At 64.4% G+C, this 25039-nt stretch carries 24 protein-coding genes; 5 read left to right on the top strand and 19 right to left on the bottom strand.

Translation table 11 applies throughout. The annotated features are described in order from the left end of the window. Nucleotides 1-63: 63 nt before the first annotated feature. From J2W49_RS12500 to J2W49_RS12460, 9 genes are all read right to left on the bottom strand, one after another. On the bottom strand, nt 64-681 hold the full coding sequence (locus tag J2W49_RS12500) for a TorD/DmsD family molecular chaperone (RefSeq protein WP_310316213.1): 618 nt from the start codon (nt 679-681) through the stop codon (nt 64-66). A gap of 148 nt (nt 682-829) precedes the next feature. After that, nucleotides 830-2905: a 4Fe-4S binding protein gene (locus J2W49_RS12495; RefSeq protein ID WP_310316342.1), complete on the bottom strand. Its 2076-nt coding sequence runs from the start codon at nt 2903-2905 to the stop codon at nt 830-832. Further along, nucleotides 2865-3554 (bottom strand): DUF3306 domain-containing protein, encoded by a 690-nt coding sequence (locus J2W49_RS12490; RefSeq protein WP_310316211.1) that lies wholly within the window; start codon nt 3552-3554, stop codon nt 2865-2867. Before J2W49_RS12490 ends, J2W49_RS12495 begins: the two co-directional genes overlap by 41 nt. Continuing rightward, nucleotides 3551-4393, bottom strand: a complete 843-nt coding sequence (locus J2W49_RS12485; RefSeq protein ID WP_310316208.1) for a gamma-glutamyl-gamma-aminobutyrate hydrolase family protein — start codon at nt 4391-4393, stop codon at nt 3551-3553. The genes J2W49_RS12490 and J2W49_RS12485 overlap by 4 nt, the downstream gene beginning before the upstream one ends. After that, complete coding sequence (locus tag J2W49_RS12480) at nt 4390-5019, bottom strand: DUF3305 domain-containing protein (RefSeq protein WP_310316205.1); 630 nt, start codon at nt 5017-5019, stop codon at nt 4390-4392. Before J2W49_RS12480 ends, J2W49_RS12485 begins: the two co-directional genes overlap by 4 nt. A 120-nt stretch (nt 5020-5139) precedes the next feature. Further along, nucleotides 5140-6450, bottom strand: coding sequence for a benzoyl-CoA 2,3-epoxidase subunit BoxA (boxA, locus tag J2W49_RS12475; protein ID WP_310316199.1), 1311 nt, complete (start codon nt 6448-6450; stop codon nt 5140-5142). A gap of 333 nt (nt 6451-6783) precedes the next feature. Beyond that, a complete protein-coding gene (gene boxB / locus J2W49_RS12470; RefSeq protein WP_310316195.1) occupies nt 6784-8211 on the bottom strand; it encodes a benzoyl-CoA 2,3-epoxidase subunit BoxB in 1428 nt (475 codons plus the stop codon). A gap of 140 nt (nt 8212-8351) precedes the next feature. Further along, on the bottom strand, nt 8352-10007 hold the full coding sequence (boxC, locus tag J2W49_RS12465) for a 2,3-epoxybenzoyl-CoA dihydrolase (protein WP_310316193.1): 1656 nt from the start codon (nt 10005-10007) through the stop codon (nt 8352-8354). 136 nt (nt 10008-10143) lie between these two features. Continuing rightward, the gene (locus tag J2W49_RS12460) at nt 10144-11091 is read right to left on the bottom strand and encodes a helix-turn-helix transcriptional regulator (protein ID WP_405001014.1); all 948 of its coding nucleotides are present in this window, start codon (nt 11089-11091) and stop codon (nt 10144-10146) included. A 148-nt stretch (nt 11092-11239) separates the two neighbouring features. Here J2W49_RS12460 and J2W49_RS12455 point away from each other — a divergent pair, with 148 nt between their 5' ends. The 3 genes from J2W49_RS12455 to J2W49_RS12445 all read left to right on the top strand — a co-directional run bounded on the left by J2W49_RS12455 (nt 11240) and on the right by J2W49_RS12445 (nt 15757). Beyond that, nucleotides 11240-12817 carry a 3,4-dehydroadipyl-CoA semialdehyde dehydrogenase gene (locus J2W49_RS12455; protein WP_310316187.1) on the top strand — a complete coding sequence of 526 codons (1578 nt, stop codon included), beginning with the start codon at nt 11240-11242 and terminating at the stop codon, nt 12815-12817. Nucleotides 12818-12953: 136 nt separating this feature from the next. Then, nucleotides 12954-14537, top strand: coding sequence for a benzoate-CoA ligase family protein (locus tag J2W49_RS12450; protein WP_310316185.1), 1584 nt, complete (start codon nt 12954-12956; stop codon nt 14535-14537). A gap of 89 nt (nt 14538-14626) precedes the next feature. Next, nucleotides 14627-15757, top strand: a complete 1131-nt coding sequence (locus tag J2W49_RS12445; RefSeq protein ID WP_310316182.1) for an ABC transporter substrate-binding protein — start codon at nt 14627-14629, stop codon at nt 15755-15757. A 36-nt stretch (nt 15758-15793) separates the two neighbouring features. On the opposite strand, the gene J2W49_RS12440 is transcribed toward J2W49_RS12445, so the two are convergent. The 8 genes from J2W49_RS12440 to senB form a co-directional block, all read right to left on the bottom strand. Further along, the gene (locus J2W49_RS12440) at nt 15794-16015 is read right to left on the bottom strand and encodes a hypothetical protein (RefSeq protein ID WP_310316179.1); all 222 of its coding nucleotides are present in this window, start codon (nt 16013-16015) and stop codon (nt 15794-15796) included. Nucleotides 16016-16138: 123 nt separating this feature from the next. Next, nucleotides 16139-16465, bottom strand: a complete 327-nt coding sequence (locus tag J2W49_RS12435) for a hypothetical protein (RefSeq protein ID WP_310316176.1) — start codon at nt 16463-16465, stop codon at nt 16139-16141. A 37-nt stretch (nt 16466-16502) separates the two neighbouring features. Continuing rightward, nucleotides 16503-17408, bottom strand: coding sequence for a hypothetical protein (locus J2W49_RS12430; protein WP_310316173.1), 906 nt, complete (start codon nt 17406-17408; stop codon nt 16503-16505). A 109-nt stretch (nt 17409-17517) separates the two neighbouring features. Further along, nucleotides 17518-17946 carry a hypothetical protein gene (locus tag J2W49_RS12425; RefSeq protein ID WP_310316170.1) on the bottom strand — a complete coding sequence of 143 codons (429 nt, stop codon included), beginning with the start codon at nt 17944-17946 and terminating at the stop codon, nt 17518-17520. A 149-nt stretch (nt 17947-18095) separates the two neighbouring features. Further along, a complete protein-coding gene (locus J2W49_RS12420; protein WP_310316168.1) occupies nt 18096-18593 on the bottom strand; it encodes a DUF4304 domain-containing protein in 498 nt (165 codons plus the stop codon). 34 nt (nt 18594-18627) lie between these two features. Continuing rightward, the gene (locus J2W49_RS12415) at nt 18628-19125 is read right to left on the bottom strand and encodes a hotdog family protein (RefSeq protein WP_310316164.1); all 498 of its coding nucleotides are present in this window, start codon (nt 19123-19125) and stop codon (nt 18628-18630) included. 11 nt (nt 19126-19136) lie between these two features. Continuing rightward, a complete protein-coding gene (selD, locus tag J2W49_RS12410; protein ID WP_310316161.1) occupies nt 19137-20201 on the bottom strand; it encodes a selenide, water dikinase SelD in 1065 nt (354 codons plus the stop codon). Nucleotides 20202-20263: 62 nt separating this feature from the next. After that, nucleotides 20264-21250 carry a selenoneine biosynthesis selenosugar synthase SenB gene (senB, locus tag J2W49_RS12405; protein ID WP_310316158.1) on the bottom strand — a complete coding sequence of 329 codons (987 nt, stop codon included), beginning with the start codon at nt 21248-21250 and terminating at the stop codon, nt 20264-20266. Between senB and senA the strand changes: the two genes are divergently transcribed. After that, nucleotides 21240-22496: a selenoneine synthase SenA gene (gene senA, locus J2W49_RS12400; RefSeq protein WP_310316155.1), complete on the top strand. Its 1257-nt coding sequence runs from the start codon at nt 21240-21242 to the stop codon at nt 22494-22496. The two genes, senB and senA, sit on opposite strands and share 11 nt — an antisense overlap. A gap of 32 nt (nt 22497-22528) precedes the next feature. On the opposite strand, the gene J2W49_RS12395 is transcribed toward senA, so the two are convergent. Next, nucleotides 22529-22816, bottom strand: a complete 288-nt coding sequence (locus tag J2W49_RS12395; RefSeq protein ID WP_310316152.1) for a hypothetical protein — start codon at nt 22814-22816, stop codon at nt 22529-22531. 176 nt (nt 22817-22992) lie between these two features. Next, nucleotides 22993-24024 (bottom strand): L-histidine N(alpha)-methyltransferase, encoded by a 1032-nt coding sequence (gene egtD, locus J2W49_RS12390; protein WP_310316150.1) that lies wholly within the window; start codon nt 24022-24024, stop codon nt 22993-22995. Nucleotides 24025-24171: 147 nt separating this feature from the next. On the opposite strand from egtD, the gene J2W49_RS12385 reads away from it, so the two are divergent. Continuing rightward, nucleotides 24172-25038: a putative selenate ABC transporter substrate-binding protein gene (locus tag J2W49_RS12385; protein WP_310316147.1), complete on the top strand. Its 867-nt coding sequence runs from the start codon at nt 24172-24174 to the stop codon at nt 25036-25038. The last annotated feature ends 1 nt before the right edge of the window (nt 25039 follow it).

The following is a 25039-nucleotide window of genomic DNA, read 5'->3' as shown; positions in this document are numbered from 1 at the left end:
AGGCCGGAGAACGCGCACCCAGCCCAGCCGCATTCGCCCACCCTTATCAAGCGGAATGAAAACTCAGGCCAGCATGTCGAAGCCCTGCGCCTCCACCCCCACAAACGCACTGGTGAAACCGGCGAGCGCCGCATAAAACCGCGCCTTGGGATGGGCCGCGATGGTGTCGCACATGGCATTGGCCCAGGGCTGCACGTGGGTGGAGAAGAACTTCTGCTGCTGGGTCAGGTTCGACACCTCCACCTCGTCGCCAGCAATCAGGTAACGCATGACCTCGCACAGGTAAGCGAAATGGTCTTCGGTTTCAGACATGGCATCGTCACGCGACAGACCCAGCACCGCCAGGTCTCCGCGCAACTGCGCCAGCGGTTTTTCGTTCAGGAAGCCGCTCAGGTAGTGGGAACCGAAGAGGTAGATCTCGGGCTTGCCCACGCCGCCGAACAAGGCGTCGTATTCGGTGGCCACCGCTGTGTCATCGATGGCGCGTGCGGCCGCCACCAGCTGGCGCCAGGGTTCTTCCAGATAACCACCCGCAGCGGGCGCCTCGGTCACGGCCACGCGCAACTGCGCCATGAGTTCGGGCGTGGGGGGTGCGTAGTAGAGCGCAGCCAGCAGTCCATAGACCTCGGCGCGTGCGGTTTCTTCGTCGAGGGCGGAGGAAACAGGAATGGGTTCGTTCATGGAGTTCACCGGGTACGTTGAAGCATCGCTACAAAAGCTCGAAAGCCGGACTCCCATCCAGCACACATCCAGCACACACCCAGGATCTGGCTTTGCCAGTCCGAGGTGTGGTCCCCTTGGGGGAAGACGCGAAGCGGCGCAGGGGGGATCAGATATCCGTGATGTGTTGTTCGCGCGGGTTGCTGTAGATATCGACCACGCGGCAGTCGCCGCACATTTTCAGGCGCTCCAGCGCTTCGCCCTGGAACATGGCGTGGCCGCTGAGTTTGCCCAACATGACTTCAATGCCCTTGAGCGTGCCGAAGGGCTTGCTGCAGCGGATGCACTGATAGGGTTGTGCTTCATTGAGCACGCGCAACTGTTTGCGTTGCTCGCTCAACAGCAACCGGGGTTCCAGCGTGATGGCATTTTCCGGGCAGGTGGTGGCGCACAGGCCACACTGCACGCAGTTCTTTTCGATGAAGCGCAGCTGGGGGCGCTCGGTGTTGTCTTGCAGTGCGCTGGCCGGGCAGGCGCTCACGCAGCTCAGGCACAAAGTGCAGATGTCTTTGTTGACGTGGATGGCGCCCAGCAGTGAAGCGGCGGGCAAGGCAATGGCTTCGGGCGCCCTCGCCTGCGTGGCGCTGTCTTGCAGCAGGTGGTCGAGGGCGAGTTCGAGCGTGGCGCGTTTTTCTGCCTGCACGGCGAAGCTGGCGCGGCGCTTCACGCCCTGGGCCGGGGCTTCGCCCAGCGCGGCATCGAGCGCGCCCAGGTCGTTGGCGTCGCGCGCCTCGATCAGTTTGAAATGCTGTCCGGTGTAGCCCATGCCGGTGACGATGGCCTGGGCCACCGCCATCTGTTCGCGCACGGCGTCGCGGTACTGGGGCGCTTCTTCGCCCGTCATGAGCACCCACACCTGGGAAGCCCCGTAGGCGAAGGCGGTGAGCCACACGTCCAGGCCAATGGAGGCGGTGTGCCAGAGCGGCACGGGGATCACGCGCGCGGGCACGCCACGCACTGTCTTGTCAAGCGACGCCGCGCGACCCAGGTCGCCAACGAGCGAAGCGCCCGCTTCCTGGCTGTGCAGCAGCAGCGCCGCGTCTTTGCCGCCGGCCTTCTGGTAGGTGGCCAGCAGGGTGCGCAGCTTCACGCCCTGTTCGCTGGCGCGGGGGTAGGCGTAGCTCAGTGCGCCGGTGGGGCACACGGTGGTGCAGGCGCCGCAGCCCACGCAGAGGTTGGGATTGACGACGATCTGGTTGCGTTTGAGGTCGCTGCTGATGGCCAATGCTGAGCAGATTTCCACGCAGGCGTTGCAGCCCACGGTTTCGTTGCGGCCGTGGGCGCACACCTTTTGTTTGTAGGTGAAGAATTTGGGCTTTTCGAATTCGCCCACCAGCTCACGCAGCTTGAGCATGGCGTCCATCGCCTTGGCGTCGGCCAGGCCGTGCGGCAGATGGAAATAGCCTTGCGGGTGTGCGTGCTGGCTGAAGGCTGGGTCGCGCCGCAGGTCAAGCACCAGGTCGAAGCGTTCGCTGTGGTCTTGTGGTTCGCGCTGGAAGTTGATGGCACCCACGGCCTCGCAGGCGGCCACGCACGAGCGGTGCGACTTGCAGCGGTTCATGTCGATCTGGTAGTCCAGGCCGATGGCGTTTTCCGGGCAGGCGGCCACACAGGCGTTGCAGCGTGTGCACAGGTCCAGATCGATCGGGTTGCCGGTGGACCAGCTCACATCGAAGGCGCCCAGCCAGCCGCGCACCTGGGCCGAGCGGGCGGCGATCACAGGGTAGCGGCGGGCCTGCATGCCAGCGCCACCGGTGGCCATGAGCGAGACCTCCAGCACATCGGCCACCATGCCGGCCGCGCGTTCGGCCTGATCCAGCTCGCCGATCACCAGCAAGCGACCACTGCTCTTGTAGGTCACCGTGGGCACGGGTTCGGCGTCGGGCAGGCGGGCGGCCGCCAGCAAGGCAGCGATCTTCGGGCTGGCCTTGGCGCCTTCACGCCCCCAGCCGCCGGTTTCGCGGATGTTGACGAAATGGATCGGGCGCACATCGAGCGACACCGCGCCTTCACTCTGCTCGGAGAGCTCGGTGAACAAACGGCTTTCCTGGGTGCAGGCGACGACCAGGTCTTCGCTGCTGCGGCAGGCCCGCTGGAACGCGGGTGCGTCGCGCCGGCACAGCGTGGTGTGCAGGGTCAGGTCTTCATCCAGCGCCTCGCCCAGGGCCTTGGGGTCCAGGGGCATGGTCTGGTTGCAGTTGCAGATCAGCGTGGTCATCTTGGGAATTGTTGGGTTCGGAAGGGTCTGTGGCAGAAGCCAGCAAAGGGGGCGCTTCTGTTGGAGCGTCTTCAGGGTGGTCCGCAGGCTCGCCAGCCGGGGTGTCGGTCTCTGCCGAGTCTTCTGCTGGCTGGTGGTGAGTTTGGCCGGGCAGGCTGGCCGCCACAGGCGCTTGTTTGTCGTTCGGGTCCTCCACCAGCTTCAGGAACTGGGCGCCCACCATCTTGGCCATGTCGGCGACCGACAAGGGGCTGGGCTTGGAGTAGTCGTCGATGTAGATGTCGAGCCCGTCCATCACGTTGAAGTGTGGGTCGGCAAACAGCTTCTTGACGGCGGCGTTGCGCACCTCGGGCGACACACCACGCGCCACGAAGGAAGAAAAGTCGGACTCCGGCGTGAGGCGGGCCACGTCGTCCAGGGTCAGGGCTGGTGGTGCTTCTTCAGGTTTCTCGGCCGGCACAGGTGCTTGCACAGCGGGTGGCGCCACAACGGCCACAGGCGTGACAGCTGCAGCAGGGCGCGGTGCCGCCGGTTCCGGCGACAAGGGTTCGCCCGAACGCACCTGCACCTTGCGGCGCGACCAGCGCGAGAAGAAGTTGCCGTCTTCGGTGCTCATGTTCGTGTCGGCAAAGGCATGCCGGCGTGCACCACCGCCGCACCGCTCTGGTGGCGGTCGGCCCGCGCACGCGCCGCACGCAGAAAGTCCAACATCATCGGACCGCTGTCGAGCAGCCCCTGGGTTTCTTCACCCGGGGAAAGATGGAACTCGGGGTGCCACTGCACGCCGAGCACATAACCTGATCCTTTGTGGCGAATGGCTTCGATGATGCCGTCTTGCGGGCTGAGAGCCTCCACCGCCAGGCCCTCGCCGAGCCGGTCAACGCACTGGTGGTGGATGCTGGTGACACGGTGGGGCGCGCTGTTGCCATACAGCCGGTGCAGCAACGATCCCTCTTCAAAATGCACGTCGTGCATCAGGCGATCGTAGCGACTGGTGTCCTGGTGTTCGGCCGAGCCGGGGCGCAGCGTAGGGATGTCCTGCACCAGGCTGCCGCCAAAATACACGTTGATGAGCTGGGCACCGCGGCACACACCGAGCACCGGCTTGCCTGCCTCGACGAAGCCACGCAGCAAATTCAGTTCGTACCGGTCGCGGATGGCGTCACCCGCCCAGGCCGGATCGCGCAGGGTGTCGCCATAGGTTTCCGGGCAGATGTCGATACCGCCCTGCAGCACCAGCCCGTCGAGCAGGTCGACGATCTCGGTCATGGGGGCGCGGTTGGCCGACAATGGGCTTTCTTCGTCGACGAAGGGGACCATGAGCGCGATGGCCCGGTGGGCCATGATCCAGTGCGCCATGGTGCTTTCCAGGAACTGCAGGCGTTTCTGCGGCAATCCCAGCCCTTCCGGGGGCTGGTGCAACAGGCGTGCGCTGATGCCAATGCGGAGTGTCATGTCTTGGGACCTGAGCCGTGCTTTTCGGTTGAGATGCGCACCGGCTGACCGAAACGGTCGGTGAGGGGTTTGAAGCTCTCCGGGCGCTTGCGGCGCTTGGGTTCAGGCTGGTAGGTGCTGTCCACGAAGCTGCGCAGCCAGTCCACGACCTCTTCAGGGGCGGGCACCTGGTCCACCCGCTCCTGGGCGTCCAGCCAGCGCCCGGCATCGTGGTAGCTCAGCGTCACGATCTGCGGCACCGCCATCGGTTCGCCATCGAGCAGGCGGGCTTCGTCGGCGCGCCAGAAAACCCAGAAGCAGGGACTGGGGCTGTTGAGGTTGAGGAAGTAGCCTTCGGCGTCGTCGCGAAACAGCGTCACCCGGAACCGGGGAAACAACCAGTGGGAGGTCTGCGCTCCTGCGGCGGCGCCTGCATCGACGGGCTCCACGGCCAACGGCTCGTGCGCATCTTCTGCGGCGTCTGCCGGCGTGTCGTCGGGACTGGTGCGTACCATCACATCGGCCAGCACCCAACGAAACGGTTGCCAGCGGCTCATGGGTCCGATGACCGGCTCGCGGCGCATCACCACGTCCACCTCAATGGCCGGACGCTGAACTGTCGCTGCAGGGGTATGTGCTTTTTCCATACGTGGCCTGCACTGTACGGCATCCAGTGGACGAACGAGAAGTCGACTGTGCTTCACCCTACCGAGGGTCGGGGACCCTGCCTGAGCGGCAGCCGCCTGACGCGGCAAAGCCGCAACACCTCAATAGGTTTCCAGGTGCAACCGGGCGTCGCGCTTGAGTGACGCGGCAATGCCTTCCCAGTCCAGACCAGCGGCTTTCGCCACGTCGCGCAGTGCCAGCACCACACCCTCTTCCATGCTCTTGAGGCCACACACATAGAAGTAGGTGTTGGGATCCTGCAGCAGCAGAGCAAGGTCGGCCGCCCGCTCGCGCATAGCGTCCTGCACGTAGCGCTTGGGTTGACCGGCGGTGCGGCTGAAGGCGAAATTGATGTCGATGAAGTCCTTGGGCAGGCTCTGCAGCGGACCAAAATACGGCAGTTCTTCCTGGGTGCGCGCGCCGAAGAAGAGCAGGAGCTTGCCGCCTTCAAACTTGCCGCTTTGCCGCAGGCGACGCCGCCACTCGGTCATGGCCCGCATGGGAGCTGAACCTGTGCCGGTACAGATCATCACGATGCTGGACCGGGGGTGGTTGGGCATAAGGAAGCTGGTACCAAAAGGTCCGATCACTTCCACCTTGTCGCCCACCTTGAGGTCGCACATGAAGTTGCTCGCCACGCCGCGCACCGGCTGGCCGGCATGGTCTTCCAGCACGCGCTTGATGGTGAGCGACAGATTGTTGTAACCAGGCCGCTCGCCGTTGCGCGGGCTGGCGATGGAATACTGGCGCGCGTGGTGCGGTCTGCCTTTAGCGTCGAGCCCGGGCGGGATGATGCCGATGCTCTGGCCTTCGAGCACCGGGAACGGCATGCTGCCGAAGTCGAGCACGATATGGTGGGTGTCGTAGTCCCCACCGGCGGTCTTGCCCACTTCGGTCACCCGCACGTTGCCTGTCACGGTCGCGGTGACGGTTTTCTGCGCGGACTTGGGACCGTAGAGGTTGGTGTAGGCGTGAGCGGCGCTCCACGGCGGCAGGGTAGCGCCCAGCGCGCTGGTGTTCAGCTGCGTCTGTCCGCTAGGATCACTGACCGGTTCGGGCGTCGCGGTCTCTTCTGGTACCGCATCAGAGACGGTCTGTGCCGCAGCGTCGCCGGCCATGGCAGCCAGTTCGCTGCTGGGGATCTCTGCGGGAAGCTCTTCCCAGCCCAACTGCTCTTCCAGTGAATAGGCCTTGATGCGCAACACCTTGCGGTAGTTGTCAATGGAGCCGGTGGGGCACGGCGAAATGCAGTCGTTACACCAGTTGCACTTGTCGACATCCACCACGTAGTTGTTCGAATCGTGGGTGATGGCACCCACCGGGCAAATCGACTCGCAGGTGTTGCAACGGATGCAGATTTCCGGGTCGATCAGGTGCTGCTTGATGACAGCGGCTTCGGTCGGGGCGTTCATCGGGGTCTCCGTGCTTTTCTCGTGGCGTTCTGGCTATTGTGTGACTTGATTCGACTTCGTGGGGGCACCGCGTGAGCATGGGTGGCTGACTCCGTTCGTGTCCCCCGCCGGCCTGCGGCCGGCTCCTCCTTTACCTCACTGCGCCAGCCACCCACACTCACGCTCTCGGGTGAAAAAAAGCAATGCAAACCGAACGCCAGATACCCATCGGAGCGCGTGCCCCATTCAAGGGGCAGCAAGGGACGGCTCCGCCGGCCCAAGATGCCGTCCCCCCTCCAAGCACCAAAGGTGCGCAAGAGAGGGGGGAAGCCGCGTCAGCGGCGCAGGGGGGAGTCAAGCGAAGCGTACATATTCGAAGTCCACCGGCTGCCGATTGATGCCCATCACCGGCGGCGCGATCCAGTTGGCGAACTTGCCCGGGTCGACCACACGGCCCATCAGGCTGGCGACGAAGGCGCGGTCGCCCTCGCTGGGCAGCCAGTTGTCGCGGTTGGCGTTCCACTCGGCTTCAGACACCACGCGGCCATCAGGGGCAACCTTCACGCCCTTGAGCAGGCCGATGTTGCGGTGGAAGGCCTTGTGCGGCACTTTCAGGCGGAACGGGATGCCGGCCTTTTCAATCACCTTGTTCCAGCGCTCCACGCCGCCCACGCTGTCCTTGATGTAGTCGTCGCGCAGCACTTCGTTGAGCGCGTTGAGCATGGGCACTTCTTTTTCGACCAACTGGCCGTTCTGCACATTGAGCACCTTGTAGAACTGGCCCTTGAGCACGTGGTCGTCGGTGCGCTTGCCTTCTTCATAGCGGCCCTTCAGGCCGGTGCTGTAGAAAGTGGCGGCATTGCTGGACTCGTCGGCACCGAACAAGTCGATGGTGACGCTGAAGTGGAAGTTCAGGTAGCGCTGGATGGTGGGCAGATCGATCACGCCGGCAGCGCGCAGCTTGGCCGGGTCGTCGGTCTTGAGCTCGTTCATCACCTGGCAGGTGCGGTTGATCACGCGGCTCACGCCAGACTCGCCCACGAACATGTGGTGCGCTTCTTCGGTGAGCATGAACTTGGTGGTGCGCGCCAGCGGATCGAAACTGCTCTCGGCCAGGGCGCAGAGCTGGAACTTGCCGTCGCGGTCGGTGAAGTAGGTGAACATGAAGAAGCTCAGCCAGTCCGGTGTCTCTTCATTGAAGGCTTCCAGGATGCGCGGGTTGTCGGCATTGCCGCTGTTGCGTTCCAGCAGGGCTTCGCCTTCTTCGCGGCCGTCCTTGCCGAAGTACTTGTGCAGCAAATACACCATGGCCCAGAGGTGGCGACCCTCTTCCACGTTCACCTGGAACAGGTTGCGCAGGTCGTACTGGCTGGGCGCAGTCAGGCCCAGGTGGCGCTGTTGCTCCACCGATGCGGGCTCGGTGTCGCCCTGCGTGACGATGATGCGGCGCAGGTTGGCGCGGTATTCGCCAGGCACGTCCTGCCAGGCGGCTTCGCCCTTGTGGTCACCGAAGTGGATCTTGCGGTCCTGCTCGGCGGGATTGAGGAAGATGCCCCAGCGGTAGTCGGGCATCTTCACATGGCCGAACTGCGCCCAGCCCTGCGGGTCCACGCTGACGGCGGTGCGCAGGTAGACGTCGAAGTTCTGCGAGCCATCCGGACCCATGTCGTCCCACCACTTGAGGTAGTTGGGCTGCCACTGCTCCAGCGCGCGCTGCAGCGTGCGGTCTTCGCTCAGGTTGACGTTGTTGGGGATCTTGTCGCTGTAGTCGATGGTGGACATGGGGGTCTCCTGCGGGTGGTTGGAACGGTAGGAAAAACGGCGGGGTGAGGTGTCTGGATCAAGGATGCGGTGGAACCGGCTTCGCCGGGCCACTCGCATCGCCCCCGGGGGGGTGACGCGCGCAGTGCGGCGCGGGGGGGTCACACCCGATTCATGTCAAAGACGGCCTTGTCGCCCTTGCCATATACCTTCAGGGCGCCCTTTTCTCCAACAGCGTTGGGGCGCTGGAAGATCCAGTTCTGCCAGGCGGTGAGGCGGCCAAAGACACGCGTGGCCATGTTTTCTTTCTGCGCGAAACGCAGGTTGGCTTCCATGCCGGTGAGGGCGTCGGGCGACATGGCAGCGCGCTCTTCCAGGGCCATGCGCACTTCGTCAGCCCAGTCGATGTCGTCGGGGGCCGCGGTCACCAGGCCCAGCGCAAAGGCGGCGTCGGCGTCCAGAGCTTTGCCGATCGCGCCGCGCGCGGCCTCTATGGGGCCGGCTTCTTCATAGAAGCGACGCTGCAGGCGCGACTGGTCGTTCACCATGGGCAGGTAGCCGAAGTTGAATTCGCTCAAATGCAGCTTGGGTGCCTTGTCGGCATCGTCCGGCAGGGCCAGCATGTAGGCGCGGTCGGCGCAGAAGGCCAGTTCGGCCAGGGTGCCGGCGAAGCATGAGCCTTCTTCGATCAAGGCGAAGAGACTGCGCGAAGACACGTCCAGACGGGCGAAGGTGCGGCGCAGCAGGCCGATGGTTTCGTTGACGAACCAGTGGTCCTTGTGCGCCAGCATCAGGGCGTCGTTGGCCAGCACGGCCGCCGCATCGCCTTCGGTCTTCAGCACCCAGGTGCCGATGTCGAGTTCGTTGGTTCGCAGGTTGAGGATGGCGTCGTCCAGTTCGCGCGCCATTTGCAGCGGGTACCAGGCCGCGCCTGCGGCTTCGATGCCGGCGATGTCGGTGGGCTGCGTACCGCTCGGTGCCTTCACGGTGATCGTCGCATTGCGCTTGGGGCGGTCGATCGCCACGTTCACGTACGCGTATGAGATGCCGTCGGCGTTGTCGCTGCGCTCCACGCGAGGCAGGCTCACACCCTTTGCACCAGCGGGACGGCTGCTCTGGGCGGCCAGTTTTGATGCGCGCTCGCTCACTGCGGCAGCGAATTGCTGGGGCTTGGCCACGGCGTCCACCAGGCGCCAGTCCACGGCCTTCTGGCCGCGCACGCCTTCGCTGGTGGTGCAGAAGATGTCGGCCAGGTCGTGACGCACATGGCGCTTGTCGGTCACGCGGGTCAGGCCGCCGGTGCCGGGCAGCACGCCCAGCAGCGGCACTTCGGGCAGGCTCACGGCGCTGGAGCGGTCGTCCACCAGCAGGATCTGATCGCAGGCCAGAGCCAGCTCGTAGCCGCCGCCAGCACAGGCGCCGTTGAGGGCGGCCAGAAATTTGATGCCGCTGTGCTTGCTGGTGTCTTCGATGCCGTTGCGCGTTTCGTTGGTGAACTTGCAGAAATTCACCTTCCAGGCGTGGCTGGAGACACCGAGCATGAAGATGTTGGCGCCGGAGCAGAACACGCGGTCCTTGCCGCTGGTGACCACCACGGTGCGCACGTCGGGGTGTTCGAAGCGGATGCGGTTCAGCGCGTCGTGCAGCTCAATGTCCACGCCCAGGTCGTAGCTGTTGAGCTTGAGCTTGTAGCCGGGGCGAATGCCACCGTCTTCGTCGATGTCCACCGCCAGGGTGGCCACTTCACCCTCAAAACTGAGTTTCCAGTGTCGGTATTGGCTGGGGTCGGTGCGGTAGTCGACGGTGTCGGCATTCATGGCGGTCTCCTGTGTGTGCATCTGCTCGGGGGCGAGGGAAACAAAAGGGTGCCGACCTGCAATTCATCACCGGCGGCACCGAGTGATGTGAATAATATTGCAGCTTTTAAATGCCGTCAATGCATTTTTATGCATGTCACAAAATACCCAGGACCTCCCGCACCTGGGTGCGCAAAGTGTCGAAGGCGTCGTCCACGCCCTGTCCACTGGTATTGAAGTGCAGGTCGGCCTTGGAATAAAAGGCCGAGCGGCCGGCCAGGATGCGTTTGAGATCTTCCATGGCTTCACGGCTGGCGGCCATGGGGCGCATGTCCCCCTGGGCGGCCACGCGGCCCATGTGGTCGGCCGGGTCGGCCTGCAGCCAGACGGTGGTGCAGTGGGTGAGCAACAGGTTGAAGTTGGCCGCGTCAGACACGAGGCCGCCCGGTGTGGCGATCACCACCTCGGGGTAGATCTGGATCGCCTCTTCCAGCGCGCGGCGTTCGTAACGACGGTAGGCCGGCGTGCCGTACAGGGCGTGGATCTCGCTGATGCTGCAGCCGGCGAATTTTTCGATCTCGCGGCTAAGTTCGATGAAGGCGTAGCCCAGGTCGTCGGCCAGACGCTGGCCCAGGGTGGACTTGCCTGCGCCACGCAGGCCGATGAGCGCGATGCGGGCCTGGCGACCGGCATCGTCCACCGGTGCCGCGTGACCATCCAACAGGCCGCCGATGGCCATTCGCACGCGGCGCAGGTCGGCCTCGTCCCGCTTCTCCAGCAACTCACGGATCAGCAGCCACTCGGGTGATGACGTGGTCACATCGCCCAGCAGTTCGGTGAGCGAACATTGCAGCGCCTGCGCCACCTGCAGCAGCACAAGAATGGAGGCATTGCCCGTGCCGTATTCCAGGTTGGCCAGGTGGCGCTCGGACACGTCGGCCGCCAGGGCCACCGCCTTGCGGGTCATGCCACGGCGCGAGCGCAGCATGCGCACACGCTCGCCCAGGGCCAGCAGGAACGGGTGGCGTGGCGACTCGTCGGCTTCGGCGGGTCCCGCTCCTGCGTCGGTCGCCACATCGAGGGTGGCCGGTTCTTTCATGGGCATGGCTTTGTTTGGGGTTAACCCTGATGGGACTTGCGCTCTTGGCAAACATGCACTTTAATGCATGCATCGAAAGAGGCAAGATAGTGCATTTATAGCCTCAATCCCGCCCGGCGAACAGCCCTGCTGAACAACCTGACTTTCATCCGACATGACATCCACCCCCCTGCTCTCCAATTTTTTCGCTGGCCGCTGGCAAGACGGCACCGGCAACGGCAGCACGCTGCTCGACCCGGTGCTGGGCACGTCCCTGGTGCGTGTGAGCAGCGCCGGACTGAACCTGGCCGAAGGGTTCGCCTTCGCGCGCGAACAAGGTGGCGCTGCTCTGCGAGCACTCACTTACAAGCAGCGCGCTGCCCTGCTCGGCGACATCGTCAAAGTGCTGCAGGCCAACCGCGACGCCTACTACGAGATCGCCACCGCCAACTGCGGCACCACCAACAAGGACTCTGCGGTGGACATTGACGGCGCCATCTTCACACTGGGCTACTACACCAAACAGGGTGAAGCGCTCGGTGATGCCACGCTGCTGCTGGACGGCGAGCGCATCCGCGTGGCCAAGGACCCGGTGTTCCAGACCCAGCACATCATGAGCCCCACGCGCGGCGTGGCGCTGTTCATCAACGCCTTCAACTTTCCCAGCTGGGGCCTGTGGGAAAAGGCCGCGCCCGCCCTGCTTTCCGGTGTGCCGGTGATCGTAAAGCCCGCCACCGCCACCGCCTGGCTGACACAGCGCATGGTGAAAGACGTGGTGGACGCCGGCATCCTGCCCGCAGGGGCTTTGTCAGTGGTGTGTGGATCGTCTGCCGGCCTGATGGACCAGTTGCAGCCGTTCGACGTGGTGAGCTTCACCGGATCGGCCGAAACCGCGCGCATCATCCGCAGCCACCCGGCGGTGGCACAACGTTCGGTGCGTTGCAACATCGAGGCCGACAGCCTCAACAGCGCCCTGCTGGACCCTGCAGCCGCTGCGGGCGACGAAGCCTTCAACCTGCTGGTGAGCGAGGTGGTGCGCGAGATGACGGTCAAAAGCGGCCAGAAGTGCACCGCGATCCGGCGCATCTTCGTGCCGCGTGCCTTGTTTGATGCGGCTGCCGAAGCGATTGGCGCCAAGCTGGCCAAGACCACGGTGGGCAACCCGCGCAATGAAACCACCCGCATGGGCGCGCTGGTGAGCCGCGAACAGTTCGACAGCGTGACCGCCGGCATCGCCCACCTGCAGACGGAGGCCGAGACGCTGTTCGATGGCCGCTCGGCCGCACTGGTCGACGCCGATCCGTCAGTGGCCGCCTGTGTGGCCCCTGTGCTGCTGGGGCACCGCCAGCCGATGCAGGCCAAGGTGCTGCACGAAGTGGAAGTGTTTGGCCCGGTGGCCACGCTCATGGCCTACGACAGCGAAGAACAGGCCTACGAGCTGATCCGCCGAGGCGAAGGCTCACTGGTGGCCTCGGTGTACAGCTGCGATCCGGCCTTCATTGCGCGCGCTGCGATTGCGCTGGCCGACAGCCATGGCCGTGTGCACGCGATCTCGCCCGATGTGGCGGCCATGCAGAGCGGGCATGGCAACGTGATGCCCATGAGCCTGCACGGCGGCCCAGGCCGGGCCGGCGGCGGCGAGGAACTGGGTGGTCTGCGCGCGCTGGGTTTTTATCACCGGCGCAGTGCGGTGCAGGGGAGCACAGCGGCGCTGGACGTTTTGATGGCTTCCGGCGCACCATTCAAACCCTGAGAGGCTGAAAGTCTTTTGCTCATGCCCGAGCAACGCCCCAAAAAACTCTCAGCCTCTGAGCCCGTCGAAGGGTTTGTGAGGGCTTCGACAAGCTCAGCCCGAACGGCTCACACAGCAGTACAAGAAGGAGACAGAAATGCCAACCCCAACCGCCGCCCCGTCTGAACGCTTCAATTTCGCGCGCCACCTGATCGGACTCAACGCCGGCCGCGCGAGCAAAACGGCGCTGATCGACGACGCAGGCACGCTCACCTATGGCCAGTTGGCCGATCAGGTGCAGCGCTGCTCGGCGGCCTTGCAGGCGCTCGGTCTGCGGCGTGAAGACCGCGTGCTGCTGCTCATGCACGACTGCAGCGACTGGGTGGTCAGCTTCCTGGGTGCGCTGCATGCCGGCGTGGTGCCGGTGGCGGTCAACACCTTGCTGACCGCCAAGGACTACGCCTACATGTTGAGTGACAGCCGCGCGCAGGTGGTGTTGGCGTCTGCTGCGCTGTTGCCCACGCTGCAGAGCGCACTGGACATGGGAGGGCACGAGGTGCGCCAGCTCGTGATCTCGCGGGCGGCCTCCGCCACACCACCGGGTGCGCTCGACTTCACGGCGTGGATCGACGCCCAGGCGCCCGGCGCCGCCGCCGACACCCACGGCGACGAGCCCGCCTTCTGGCTGTATTCCTCCGGCTCCACCGGCGCGCCCAAGGGCACGGTGCACACCCAGGCCAACCTGTACTGGACCGCCGAGCTGTATGGCAAAGGTGTGCTGGCCTTGACTGAAAACGATGTGGTGTTTTCTGCCGCCAAGCTGTTCTTCGCCTACGGGCTGGGCAACGCCATGAGCTTTCCGCTCAGCGTGGGTGCCAGCGTGGTGCTGATGGCCGAGCGGCCCACGCCACCCGCCTGCTTCAAGCGCTTCGTCGACCTGAAGCCCACGGTGTTCTACGGTGCACCCACCGGCTACGGTGGCATGCTGGCCAGCCCTGAGCTGCCGGCCAAAGAACAAGTGGCGCTGCGCCTGTGCTCTTCGGCCGGCGAAGCCCTGCCGCAGGACATCGGCCAGCGCTGGACGAAGCACTTCGGTGTGGAAATCATCGACGGCATCGGCTCCACCGAGATGCTGCACATCTTTCTCTCGAACCGGCCCGGCAACGTGCGCTACGGCACCACGGGCAAGGCCGTACCTGGCTACGAGGTGCAACTGCGCGACGAAGACGGCAGCGTCATCCAGGGGCACAACCAGATCGGCGACCTCTACATCCAGGGCCCCAGCGCGGCGCTGATGTACTGGAACAACCGCGCCAAGTCGCGCGACACGTTCCAGGGCCCCTGGACCAAGAGCGGCGACAAGTACACCCGCGACCCCGACGGCTACTACACCTACGCCGGGCGCAACGACGACATGCTCAAGGTCAGCGGCATTTATGTGAGTCCATTCGAAGTGGAAGCCACGCTGGTACAGCACCCCGCCGTGCTCGAAGCCGCCGTGATCGGCAAGGACGACGAAGAAGGCCTCACCAAGACCAAGGCCTTCGTGGTGCTCAGGGCCGGTGCTCAGGCCACCGAAGCCGAGTTGCAGGCCTTCGTGAAGGAACGGCTCGCACCCTACAAATACCCGCGCTTCATCGAATTCCTGCCCGAGCTGCCCAAAACCGCCACCGGCAAGATCCAGCGATTCAAGCTGCGGGAAACCGAGAAAAACGCCACGCAGGTCCGGGGTAAACCCTAAATAAAACGGCGACTTGGTTTCTAGTAATAGCTACATTCAATAACCATAATGGACTGCAAAGGCGATGCCCGCCGGTTGCAAGGTTGTTCATGTTCCGCTTGATGTTTTCCGTTCTTGCGCTGCTCGTTGGCGTATCTGCCCACGCCAGCAATGCCGGTGTCACTGCCAACGAAATCCGCCTCGGTGCCTCTGCGGTTCTCTCCGGGCCGCTGGGTCCGCAGACCGCCGACTACGGCGCCGGCTCGCGCCTGTTGTTCGACGCGGTCAACGAGGCCGGTGGCATCCATGGCCGCAAGATCAGCTATGTCACGCTGGACGATGGCTTCGACCCCGCCCGCACGGTGGAGAACACCCGCAAGCTGATCGAAGAGAACAAGGTCTTCATGATCTACAACAACACCGGCACGGCGCAGACGGCCGCGATTCTGCCGCTGGTGAAAGCCTCGCGCACCATCGTGTTCGGGCCGGTCACGGGTGCATCGTCTTTCCGCGACAACTTCAACCCCCTGATGTTCCACGTGCGCGCCAGCTACGGTAACGAAGCACGCCGCATCCTGTCGCAGATCAAGCAGATGGGCATCAGCCGCGTGGGCGTGTTCTACCAAGACGATGGTTTCGGCAAAGCCCTGCTCGGCGAACTCAAGCGCGCATCGGAATCCGAGGGCGTTCCCTTTGCAGTGGAGGTCAGCGTGGACCCCAAACAGCCCGACTTTGCCGCGGCCGCCGCGACCATGGCCAAAGCACAACCCCAGGCCGTGGTGCTTGGCACGGCCGGCAGCACCTTCACCAGCTTCATCAAGGCCGTTCACGCCTCAGGTGCCAAGCCGACCTTTTATGGGTTTTCCGTGGCGAGCCTGGATGTGATCAACCGCGAGCTCAAGGACAAGGCACGTGGCGTCATCCTGGCGCAGATCATGCCGTCGCTGCGCAGCGCCACCGTGCCGGTCGTCGCTGAGTACCTGGAACTTCTGAAGAAGAAATCACCTGAGGCCATTCCATCTGCATCGCAGTTTGAAGGCTTTGTGCATGCGCGGCTGCTGGTGGAAGGCCTGCGCCGCACCGGCCGCGACCTGAGCACGGAGAGCTTCACCCGGACCATGCAGAACGTTGGTGAAATCGCCTTCGGGCCGTTCAGGGCCCGCTACGCACCCGAATCCCACAACGGTTCGAGCTACGTGGAACTGGCCATCATTGGTGGGGACGGCCAGTTGCGCTATTGAAGTTGACCAGAGCCTGTTGCCAGGTTCTGAAGAAACTCAGCCCCTTTTGCCTCCCGCCACCAGCAGGACGCCGCCCACCACGATGGCGCCGATGCCGGCCCAGAGCGGCACGTTGACGGTTTCTTTTTCCTTGACCGTGAGTTCAAGCGGACCGAGTTTCACGGCGGTGGAATCCTTGGTGTAGCTGAAACCGCCATAGGCCAGCGCGAGCGCGCCTGCAATGATGAGCACAACGGCAACGAGTCGGATGGGGTTCATAATTTTCTCCTGTGATCGGCAGGCCCGCAGTTGCGCGGCTACCAGAGCGTTGAACAAAGCCAGCCATTGAATCACATTCGCCGCGACCCATTGTCAGGTGCCGCCCATGAAAGCATCAAAGGATCAATCCGTCAGTACCTCTGATCTGCGCCGGGCAGCGCACAGGCGGGCCAGCAGATGCGCCACACCCCAGGCAAGACCGGCCCACACCCCAGCCAGGAACACCCAGCCAAATACCGTGGGCGCGCACCAGCCCCAGCCGCAGGCACCGCCGTTCATCAGCAGCCCCGGCACACCCGCAGCGTGAAACAGGTAGATGCTGAGGTACGGCAGCAGCACCAGCACGCCCACCGGCGAGTCAAGGTAGCCGTCAATGAACAGTGCGGGCAACAGAACCAGCCCATAGACCACCAGCATCGCTCCAAAAATGCCTGCTGTGGAACACTTCATACGGCCTCTCCCACTGGAACAGATCCGGGAACCGGGCCTATCGCGCATCAGCAAGGCGGGCCACCTGCTTCTGCTGGTTCATCACCTGGACCTTGATCACGCCTTCGGGCATCTCCAGCTCCATGTCCATCAAGGAATGGTCGGTCGTGGAGAGGATCAACTGGCGCTGCGTGTCGTAGCGCATGGCCCCTGCGCCGCTGCCATGGGCCTTGATACGCATGGGATTGTCTGGTGTGCCGAAATCCATCACGTACACCATGTCGATCTCAGCAATGTCTTCCTTGATGTCCACCAGCTTGTAGGTGATGTCCATTCCGATGGCCACACTGGTGATGCCTCCGATGGGCAAGGTGAGCTCGACGCGCTGGGAGGCCCCCTGGTCGGTACTGAGCGACACGTTCTCCAGCGCGCCCATTTGTTCCAGCATGGCCTGAAACACCGGACGGATCAGGGCCGTCTTTTCCTCCGGCGCGCCTGTGATCTGCATGGTCTGCGGGTCAATGTGGCCATTGGCCATCGCCTTGGCCTGCACGCGGCTGCCCACCAGCGAGGACTCGTCTGCCATCACGTGTTCCTGCCCATCCGCATCGCGAACCGCTGCGCTCTTGGACAGGAACGCCAGGTCCACCGTGAAGCTGCCGTCCGGCGCCGCGACCGAGGTGGTGTGGCGCACCGTCTGGCGGTTGACCAGATTGGCCTGGGCCGGGAACCGCACACCCCGCTCGGCGCTCCTGGCCACGATGCCTCGGTCTTCAACCACGGTGAACGACATCATGGCGTCGGTGGTGAGATCGGAGATCCAGTCGACGCCGGGCTGCACGCGGTAGGCGATCTGCACCACCTGCGGCGACGATGCAGCCTGTGCCCAGGCTGCTGGCGAGGCCACCAGCATGGCCACGGGCCAGACCAATGCCCCCCAGAAACGCCATGAACCGAACTGCATGAGCCGACTCCCTGTCAAACGGAGCTGCCATTGTCATCAACGTCCACGCTGCCGCCAAGCGCCGGACGCAAAAAAAGCCTCGCCGGCGACGGGCGGGCCTCACGAGGCGTCAGCCGTTGGCGGGTGTCTGCTCCGGCGATGCCGACCGCCCCTGCCGGCCGAGTGCAAAAAACAGCGCCACCAGCATCAGCAACCACAGAAGATCCAGCCAGGTCACCTGCTCGGTGAGATGCCAGTTGAGCCCGGCCGCCAGGCTGTACAGCAGGAAAAGGCAGGCCAGGTACACCTGGGCCACCAGCGTGGAGCGTGAGATCAGCAAGCGCACGAACGCCACCGCCGACAACACCACCAGCGCCAGGGGCAGAAACATCAGCACCAGCGCAGGCAAGGCCCCACCGCCACCCGAGGCGGAGCCCTGGAGAAGGACCATGGCGGACCAGGCCATCGCCAGTTGGGCGCCGGTCAGCAGCGTCACGCCCGCGCTGAGTAGCAGCACGGCGATCTGGGGCCAGCTGAACGGGTTCTTCTTTTTTGACATGGATCGGTCCGGTTCAGGCAGGGGCGGCAAAGGCCGCCTGGTAGGTCAATTCGACAAAGGCCAAGGCCATGACACACGGCCACCTTGCCCAGCAAAACCATTGTCTGCGAGCAGCTCAGTCAATTTTTGCAGACGGTGGTCGGGCAACCTCATCCGAATCCCCTCTGGACAAAAGGCGACGGCAGGCGCAGACCCCGTTGCCGGTTGCTGTCGTCGATGGCGACCATGAAGGCTTGCACGTCGTCGGCACTGCAGACGTCCTGCAAGGAGGGAAAGACCGTTTCTGCTAGCGTGGCACGCATCAGGGTGGCCATGTCCTCGGCGCAAAGGTCCTCCAGCCGGTACCACTGGTCCACGCCGTCGGTCAGAAATCCCATGCGCTTGCTGCCCACCCAGGCGGTTGGATCGTCGCACCAGAAGTCGGCCTCGACCGCAGGGGTGGCGTGAAGAAACGACAGATTGCCGGTGAACGAAAAAGACGAAGCGGCGTTTCGACGGTTGCCTTCAAACGTCACGTACTGGTAGATCGAACCGCGCAGCCGGCGGAAGCTTTGCCCCCGGTTCTCAAATCCTTCTGACTTGAACAAGGGCGTCACCACGGTTCTCATCAGCGTCTTGTATTCGAGCTTGAAATTGCGCAAGTCCATGGTTCAAAGGGAGGTTGTTCGCGGGTTTCCAGGTTCACATGGCGCCCAGCGCCTGGTCCCAGTGAACCAGGGGCTCCGGCTTCTCCACGAAGCTGTGCTCGACGAGTTCCAACAATGGGACCGTCACCGCTCCCTTCTTGAACTTCATCTTCACCAGCACTTCGCCATGCGCCGAGCCGCCCAGTGAAAGAACATGCGAAAAATACACGAAACGCTGGTCGGCGAACACGATTCTGGTGCTCACGCTCACACCATAAAACAACCTGATGGGGCGTGAGAAGCGCACCATCTGCGCCGCGTTCACAAAACTCAAACCTTCACGCAACTGACGCCGCCAAAGGCCTGACTTCAGCATGTAGTCGATCTGGGCAGCTTCGGCGAGCAGCAGGTAGCGGTCGCTCTTGAGCACCCGCAGCCCCACATCCCAGGGCATGACCCGGAAGTGGCTGACCGTGGTGAACAGCGGGCTGTCTGCGCGGGGCGCCAGCAGCGCCAACACGAAAGTCAGCAGATTGCGAAAGAGACCTGACATGGGCGGCGTGCTCAGGCCACGGTGAGGCGCACACCACCGGCCTCGGCGGCCACGATCTCGCCCACATCCGCTGCACGAGCGAACCCCATGCGGTGGAAGATGGCAAGCACTTCGTCCACGGCGTCCGGCGCGCAGGCCACCAGCAGGCCGCCGCTGGTTTGCGGGTCGCTGAGTAGCGCCTGGTCCACCGGCTGCAGGTGCTCGCCCAGGTGCACCTCGTGACCGTAGGCTGCCCAGTTGCGACCGGACGCCCCAGTGACCATGCCCTGTGCGGCGAGGTCGCGCACGCCTTCGATCAGGGGCACATGGGTCATGTCCAGCCGCACCGTGGCCTGGCACCCACGGGCCATTTCCAGTGCATGGCCGGCCAGCCCAAAGCCGGTGATGTCGGTGAGAGCATGCACACCATCCAACTGGGCGAGCGCCGGGCCGGGGGTGTTGAGCTGGGTGGTGAAGGCGATCATCTGCGCGTAGCCTGCGGGCGACAGTGCGTCCTTCTTCAGCGCAGCCGACAGCACGCCCACGCCCAGCGGCTTGCCCAGCACCAGGCGGTCGCCCACGCGGGCGTCGGCGTTGCGCTTGACCTTTTTCGGATGCACCAGACCCAGCGCCACCAGGCCATAGATGGGCTCCACGGAGTCGATGGTGTGACCCCCGGCAATGGGAATGCCAGCGGCCTTGCACACGTCCTGCCCGCCAGCCAGGATGCGACCGATGGTGTCGGTGGACAGCACGTTGATGGGCATGCCCACCAGGGCCAGCGCCATGATGGGTGTGCCACCCATGGCGTACACGTCGCTGATGGCGTTGGTGGCGGCGATGCGGCCGAAGTCGTACGGGTCGTCGACGATGGGCATGAAAAAGTCGGTGGTGGCGATCAGCGCCTGCTCGTCATTGAGCTGGTACACAGCCGCGTCGTCGGCCGTTTCAATGCCCACCAGCAGTTCCTTCGGGATAGGCATGGCACTGGTGCCCCTGAGGATTTCACTGAGCATGCCGGGCGCGATCTTGCAGCCGCAGCCACCACCATGAGAGAGGCTGGTCAGACGGGGTTGGGTTGACAGGGGCGCGTTCATGCGGTGTTCTCTTCAGGGTGGATCGTTTGTGTTGTGGTCGGGATTCAAGCAGCGGCTGCGGCTCAACGCAGTTCTGCCAGCAGGTTCAGCAGCGAACGCCGCTCGGCCTCGGGGGCGAACAGGGCCGCCCTCGACTCGCATTGTGCTTGCAACGAAGCCAGCGGGCCGGCGCTGCCGTTCAGGCCTCTGCGAAGTTGCCGCAAACCATCAGCGAGCGCAGCGGCATCGCCCACGGGGAAGTAGCCGCCATAGTCCCTGCCCAGCATGCCCACATTGCCGTCAATGTCTGAGGCCAGCACCGGCGTGCCACTGAGCACCGCCTCCATCACCACATGGGCGCCGCCTTCCATTGTGCTGGGATGCACCAGCACATGGGCGCGCTGAATACGGGCACGTGCTGAAGCATGCGGCAGCCCACCCAGCCAGCGGTAGTGGGGACATTCGTGTGCGGTCTGCCTGGCGGCCTCGGCCATATCGGGGCTGAGCGCAGCGCCGATGTGGTCAATCAGGATGCCTTCGTCTGGTCTCAGCAGGCGCGCGGCAGCCCACAAGGTGTCAGGTGACTTCTCGGCACGCAGGTGGCCCACGGCCAGCGCGCGCAGGTGCGCCGTGGTCTTGCTCAGCAGCCGTCGTGTGCTGGCCGACTGGAACACCACGCGGCATTTGTCCCTGAAAGCTTCCGGCAGGTTCTGCGGACCCAGTTCCTGCAGCACGATGAGGCGCTGCGCCAGGGCCAGCGAGCGCTGGGCCTGGGCATCGCTGGCAATGTCGCGGTAGAGATCGGTACCGGTGAGGGCCACGACCAGCGGGCGCTGCGGGTGGGTCGCCGCCCAGGCCGCCACGGAAGCCGCAGAGCGCCGCGCGTGCAGGGCCAGCAGCATGTCGGTTCCGTCATGCGGCGAAGGCCCGTCAGGCCACTGGCGTGCCAGGCGAACCGCATAATGGCCAGCGAGCAGTCGCGCCCAGCGGCGCGCGGTCTGCCAATTGCCGTTGTTGGCATCGGCCAGCGCTGGCGTGACGATGCACAGTGAGGGTTTGATGAAAGACATTGGAATGGCGCACATTGTGTCGGAAGCGCAAGCGGCCCGCACAGGCGGCCGGCAAGCTCTGGCGCACCAGCTGCGTGACGCGCGCGAACGCACCCTGGCCTTGTTCGCGGCCAGCCGGGCGGCGCTGGGCGATGCACTGGTCGTGCCCTGTTCGCCCGAACTGAATCCGCCTTTGTGGGAGCTGGGGCACATCGGCTGGTTTGCCGACTGGTGGATCGCTCGCAACCCGCAACGCGGTCGCGGTGTGCGCGCAGACCCGCAAGCACCCCGCACCCCTGCGCGCCAGGCCCGGCGCGGCCTGGATGCCGACGCGCTGTACGACTCCAGCCGCATCGCCCATGCCTTGCGCTGGCAACTGCCGCTACCGGACGCTGACACCACCGTCCTCGACCTGAAAGCCGGCCTGCAAGACACCCTGTGCCTGCTGGCGGACGCCCCGGACACCGACGAAGGTTTGTACTTCTTCCGGTTGGCGCTGTTCCACGAAGACATGCACGCAGAGGCGGCTGTCTACATGGCCCAGACGCTGGGGCACGACCCTTTTGCCGCGGGCACCTTGCCCCACCCGCCTGAGCCCGCCATCGCCCAGCCCGTTGCCGACGACATGCTGAGCGTGCCCGCCATGGACTGGTCGATGGGACATCATGGCCCGGGCTTTGCCTTCGACAACGAACTCGGTACCTGCACACTGCACGTGCCCGCCTTCCAGATCGACGCCGCGCCCGGGACCTGGGCGCGCTACCTGCCCTTCTTGGATGCGGGCGGCTACGAAAAGAAGAAGTGGTGGAGCGAGGAAGGCTGGGCCTGGCGAAGTGCACAGGGGCGGAAGGAACCGCGCTACCTGAGGCGCAGCGACACACATGGTTGGGAACGCCAACGCTGGGGACGATGGCTGCCGCTGGACCTGGACGAAGTCGCCTGCCATCTCAGCGCTTTTGAGGCCGAGGCCTGGTGCGCGTGGGCCGGTCGCCGGCTGCCCAGCGAAGCCGAATGGGAGATGGCCGCCCACACCGTCGCCGGCTTCGAGTGGGGCAGCGTCTGGGAATGGACCGCCACACCCTTTGCCCCCTACCCCGGTTTTGAGCCTCACCCTTACGTGGACTATTCGACACCGTGGTTCGACAGTCGCCCGGTGCTCAAAGGCGCCAGCCTGGCCACCTCACCACGCATGCGCCATCCGAAGTACCGCAACTACTTCGAGCGGCACCGCAACGACATCATGGCCGGATTCAGAAGTGTGGCCTGACGGCTGAATCGAAGCCCCGGCGTTTGCAAGGCTCAACGCGAAATCTTGCGGTCCACGCTGCTCACCGTGCCAGCATGGAAGGTGATGATGGTCAATGTCTGTGCATCCCGGGGGTGCGGGAAATAGGTCCAGGACTTCTCCTCCGGCTGACCTTTGACGGCGCGGATGAATGCCTCGTGGTCGGGCTTGCCAATCTTGTGCAGCACCTCCCCTTCAGCCATGCCCTTGCGAATGAATTTGCGTTCGCCCGCGTCTGCGGCCAGCAAGGACGCGCTGGCCATGAGCAGAACGAGGGCCGAAAACAACCGAATGCAGCTCATCCCTGACTCCTGTTCGTAAGACTTACGCGACCGGGCCACGGTCGCCTTTGGCTCCAGCACCTTGCCGGACCCGCCCAATTTCACACTGGCATTGTGATCATTCACGCCGATGCGAACAAGCCGGTGCCATGCATATCACCCATGCGGCCATGTTGCAGGCGATCACCGCACGCCCTTCAGCGCGGCTGCGATGGTACCCCGGCATCACCCGCCGTTGCAGCGAACACCCCGAACCACTGTCGCTCATCGGACCACAAGCGAACCGATCCAAACCCTGCTTCGTTCAGCAGCGCCTCAAAGGCGGCTGGCTTCCATTTGTAGGAGCTTTCGGTGTGCAGCCCTTCACCCGCCGCAAACACGCGTTCCCCGCCCGGCCAGCGCACGGTCTGGGTGTGCAGGGCAAGCAGGTGCATTTCGATGCGCGATTCAAGCTCGTTGAAAAAGGCCTTGTGCTGCCATTGCGCGGGCGCAAAGTCACTGCCCAGCCAGCGGTTGACATTGAGCAACAGGTTGCGGTTGAAGGCGGCGGTCACGCCAAGGGCATCGTCGTAGGCAGGCTCGAGCACAGCGGTGGGCTTGACCAGGTCCACACCGATGAGCAAGCCACTGCCCGGGCCACCCTCGCGGCACAGAGCATGGGCCTGCCGCAGCAGCGTCAGGGCCTGGGCGGGGTCAAAATTGCCGATGCTGGAGCCTGGGTAAAAGACCGTGCGCGGTGCGCCCTGAAGGTCTCGGCTGTGCAGCCAGTCGGCGGCCGCAGGACCCAGTGCCAGCCTCGAAGAAAAGTCCATGCCCAGACCGAGCATGGGCAGCTTGGGGTGGCGTTGCTGCAACGCCCCGAGCGCATCGCGCAGGTAGTCCACCGAAATATCCACCGCCACGTAGCCAGCCGGTTGCAGCACCGGGAAGAGGCGCGCGGCCTTGGCGCAACTGCCGGCCCCCAGGTCCATGAGCACGGCGCTCGCTGGCAGATGCCGGGCCATGGCCGCACCATGCTGCGCGAAGATGTTGGCTTCGGTGCGGGTAGGGTAGTACTCCGGCAGTTCGGTGATTGCATCAAACAGGCGGGAGCCCAGAGCGTCGTACAGGAACTTCGGCGCGATGTGCGCGGGCGTGGCCAGCAGCCCCCCCTGCAGTTCTGCGCGCACGGCCGAAGGGTCGCTCAGATGGGTCTGGACGAAGTGGGGCTTGGGGTCGGTCTGGGGCATGCGACGGGCGTTCTCCTGGGTGCTTTATACCGGCTGAAACCCCGGCATGTGTGACGAAGGGTTCCGGGTCAAGTGCGGGGTGCCGGCGAGGGGTATGGCGCACGCGGTCTAATACGGCTTCTTCAATCCCTCTTTACCGGATTTCCCATGACCCATTTCCTGCCTTCCCGCACCCTGCGCGCACTCTTGACCTGCGCCGTGCTGTCTGTCGCCACGTATGCCCACGCCCAGAACGTGTTCCGCGTGACCACCATTCCCGAAGAAGCCGCGACCGAACAGGTGCGCAAGTTCACCCCGCTGGCCAGCTACCTCGAGAAGGCACTGGGCGTGAAGGTGGAATTCACGCCGGTGAGCGACTACCCTGCCGCAGTGGAAACGCTGGTCAACAAGAAGGTGGACTTGGTGTGGTTCGGCGGTTTCACCTTTGTGCAGGCCAACCTGCGTTCGGGTGGCAAGGTGGTGCCGCTCGCGCAACGCGAAGAAGACACCAAGTTCCAGTCGGTGTTCATTTCCAAGACCGATTCCGGCATCAAGAGCCTGGCTGACATGAAAGGCAAGCAGGTGTCGTTCGGCTCACAAAGCAGCACTTCGGGCCACCTGATGCCACGCAGCTTCCTGCTGCAGGCCAACATCAACCCTGAAAAAGACTTCCGCCGCATCGCCTACAGCGGCGCACACGACGCGACCATCGCGTCGGTGGTCAGCGGCAAGGTGGACGCTGCCGCACTCGACATCACCGTGTGGCGCAAGTTCGTGAATGAGAACAAGGTGGACACCAAGGCGGTGGACGTGTTCTACACCACGCCGGGCTATTTCAACTACAACTGGTCGGTGCACGCCGACATGCCTGCCGACATGCAGGCCAAGGTGAAAGCCGCGCTGCTGGCACTGGACCCGGCCAACCCCGAACACGCCGAGATCCTCAAGCTCAACCGCGCCACGCGCTACATCGCCACCACGCCCGAGAACTACAAGGGTCTGGAAGCCGCTGCCCGTAGCGCCGGTCTGCTGTAAC

The organism is Hydrogenophaga palleronii (assembly GCF_031457455.1).
GTDB lineage: Bacteria > Pseudomonadota > Gammaproteobacteria > Burkholderiales > Burkholderiaceae_C > Hydrogenophaga > Hydrogenophaga palleronii_A.
Note: the sequence above shows the minus strand (reverse complement) of the source record. Positions and strands in the feature narration are given on the sequence as shown.

What these genes read in the sequence shown, in the direction of transcription:
- boxB (WP_310316195.1), bottom strand. Translation starts at nt 8,211, where the DNA reads ATGTCCACCATCGACTACAGCGACAAGATCCCCAACAACGTCAACCTG.
- J2W49_RS12455 (WP_310316187.1), top strand. Translation starts at nt 11,240, where the DNA reads ATGACATCCACCCCCCTGCTCTCCAATTTTTTCGCTGGCCGCTGGCAA.
- J2W49_RS12420 (WP_310316168.1), bottom strand. Translation starts at nt 18,593, where the DNA reads ATGGACTTGCGCAATTTCAAGCTCGAATACAAGACGCTGATGAGAACC.
- J2W49_RS12460 (WP_405001014.1), bottom strand. Translation starts at nt 11,091, where the DNA reads ATGCCCATGAAAGAACCGGCCACCCTCGATGTGGCGACCGACGCAGGA.
- J2W49_RS12385 (WP_310316147.1), top strand. Translation starts at nt 24,172, where the DNA reads ATGACCCATTTCCTGCCTTCCCGCACCCTGCGCGCACTCTTGACCTGC.
- J2W49_RS12430 (WP_310316173.1), bottom strand. Translation starts at nt 17,408, where the DNA reads ATGCAGTTCGGTTCATGGCGTTTCTGGGGGGCATTGGTCTGGCCCGTG.
- senA (WP_310316155.1), top strand. Translation starts at nt 21,240, where the DNA reads ATGAAAGACATTGGAATGGCGCACATTGTGTCGGAAGCGCAAGCGGCC.
- boxC (WP_310316193.1), bottom strand. Translation starts at nt 10,007, where the DNA reads ATGAATGCCGACACCGTCGACTACCGCACCGACCCCAGCCAATACCGA.
- J2W49_RS12500 (WP_310316213.1), bottom strand. Translation starts at nt 681, where the DNA reads ATGAACGAACCCATTCCTGTTTCCTCCGCCCTCGACGAAGAAACCGCA.
- J2W49_RS12395 (WP_310316152.1), bottom strand. Translation starts at nt 22,816, where the DNA reads ATGAGCTGCATTCGGTTGTTTTCGGCCCTCGTTCTGCTCATGGCCAGC.
- J2W49_RS12440 (WP_310316179.1), bottom strand. Translation starts at nt 16,015, where the DNA reads ATGAACCCCATCCGACTCGTTGCCGTTGTGCTCATCATTGCAGGCGCG.
- J2W49_RS12415 (WP_310316164.1), bottom strand. Translation starts at nt 19,125, where the DNA reads ATGTCAGGTCTCTTTCGCAATCTGCTGACTTTCGTGTTGGCGCTGCTG.
- J2W49_RS12425 (WP_310316170.1), bottom strand. Translation starts at nt 17,946, where the DNA reads ATGTCAAAAAAGAAGAACCCGTTCAGCTGGCCCCAGATCGCCGTGCTG.
- J2W49_RS12435 (WP_310316176.1), bottom strand. Translation starts at nt 16,465, where the DNA reads ATGAAGTGTTCCACAGCAGGCATTTTTGGAGCGATGCTGGTGGTCTAT.
- J2W49_RS12490 (WP_310316211.1), bottom strand. Translation starts at nt 3,554, where the DNA reads ATGAGCACCGAAGACGGCAACTTCTTCTCGCGCTGGTCGCGCCGCAAG.
- selD (WP_310316161.1), bottom strand. Translation starts at nt 20,201, where the DNA reads ATGAACGCGCCCCTGTCAACCCAACCCCGTCTGACCAGCCTCTCTCAT.
- egtD (WP_310316150.1), bottom strand. Translation starts at nt 24,024, where the DNA reads ATGCCCCAGACCGACCCCAAGCCCCACTTCGTCCAGACCCATCTGAGC.
- J2W49_RS12450 (WP_310316185.1), top strand. Translation starts at nt 12,954, where the DNA reads ATGCCAACCCCAACCGCCGCCCCGTCTGAACGCTTCAATTTCGCGCGC.
- J2W49_RS12445 (WP_310316182.1), top strand. Translation starts at nt 14,627, where the DNA reads ATGTTCCGCTTGATGTTTTCCGTTCTTGCGCTGCTCGTTGGCGTATCT.
- boxA (WP_310316199.1), bottom strand. Translation starts at nt 6,450, where the DNA reads ATGAACGCCCCGACCGAAGCCGCTGTCATCAAGCAGCACCTGATCGAC.
- J2W49_RS12485 (WP_310316208.1), bottom strand. Translation starts at nt 4,393, where the DNA reads ATGACACTCCGCATTGGCATCAGCGCACGCCTGTTGCACCAGCCCCCG.
- J2W49_RS12495 (WP_310316342.1), bottom strand. Translation starts at nt 2,905, where the DNA reads ATGCCCCTGGACCCCAAGGCCCTGGGCGAGGCGCTGGATGAAGACCTG.
- J2W49_RS12480 (WP_310316205.1), bottom strand. Translation starts at nt 5,019, where the DNA reads ATGGAAAAAGCACATACCCCTGCAGCGACAGTTCAGCGTCCGGCCATT.
- senB (WP_310316158.1), bottom strand. Translation starts at nt 21,250, where the DNA reads ATGTCTTTCATCAAACCCTCACTGTGCATCGTCACGCCAGCGCTGGCC.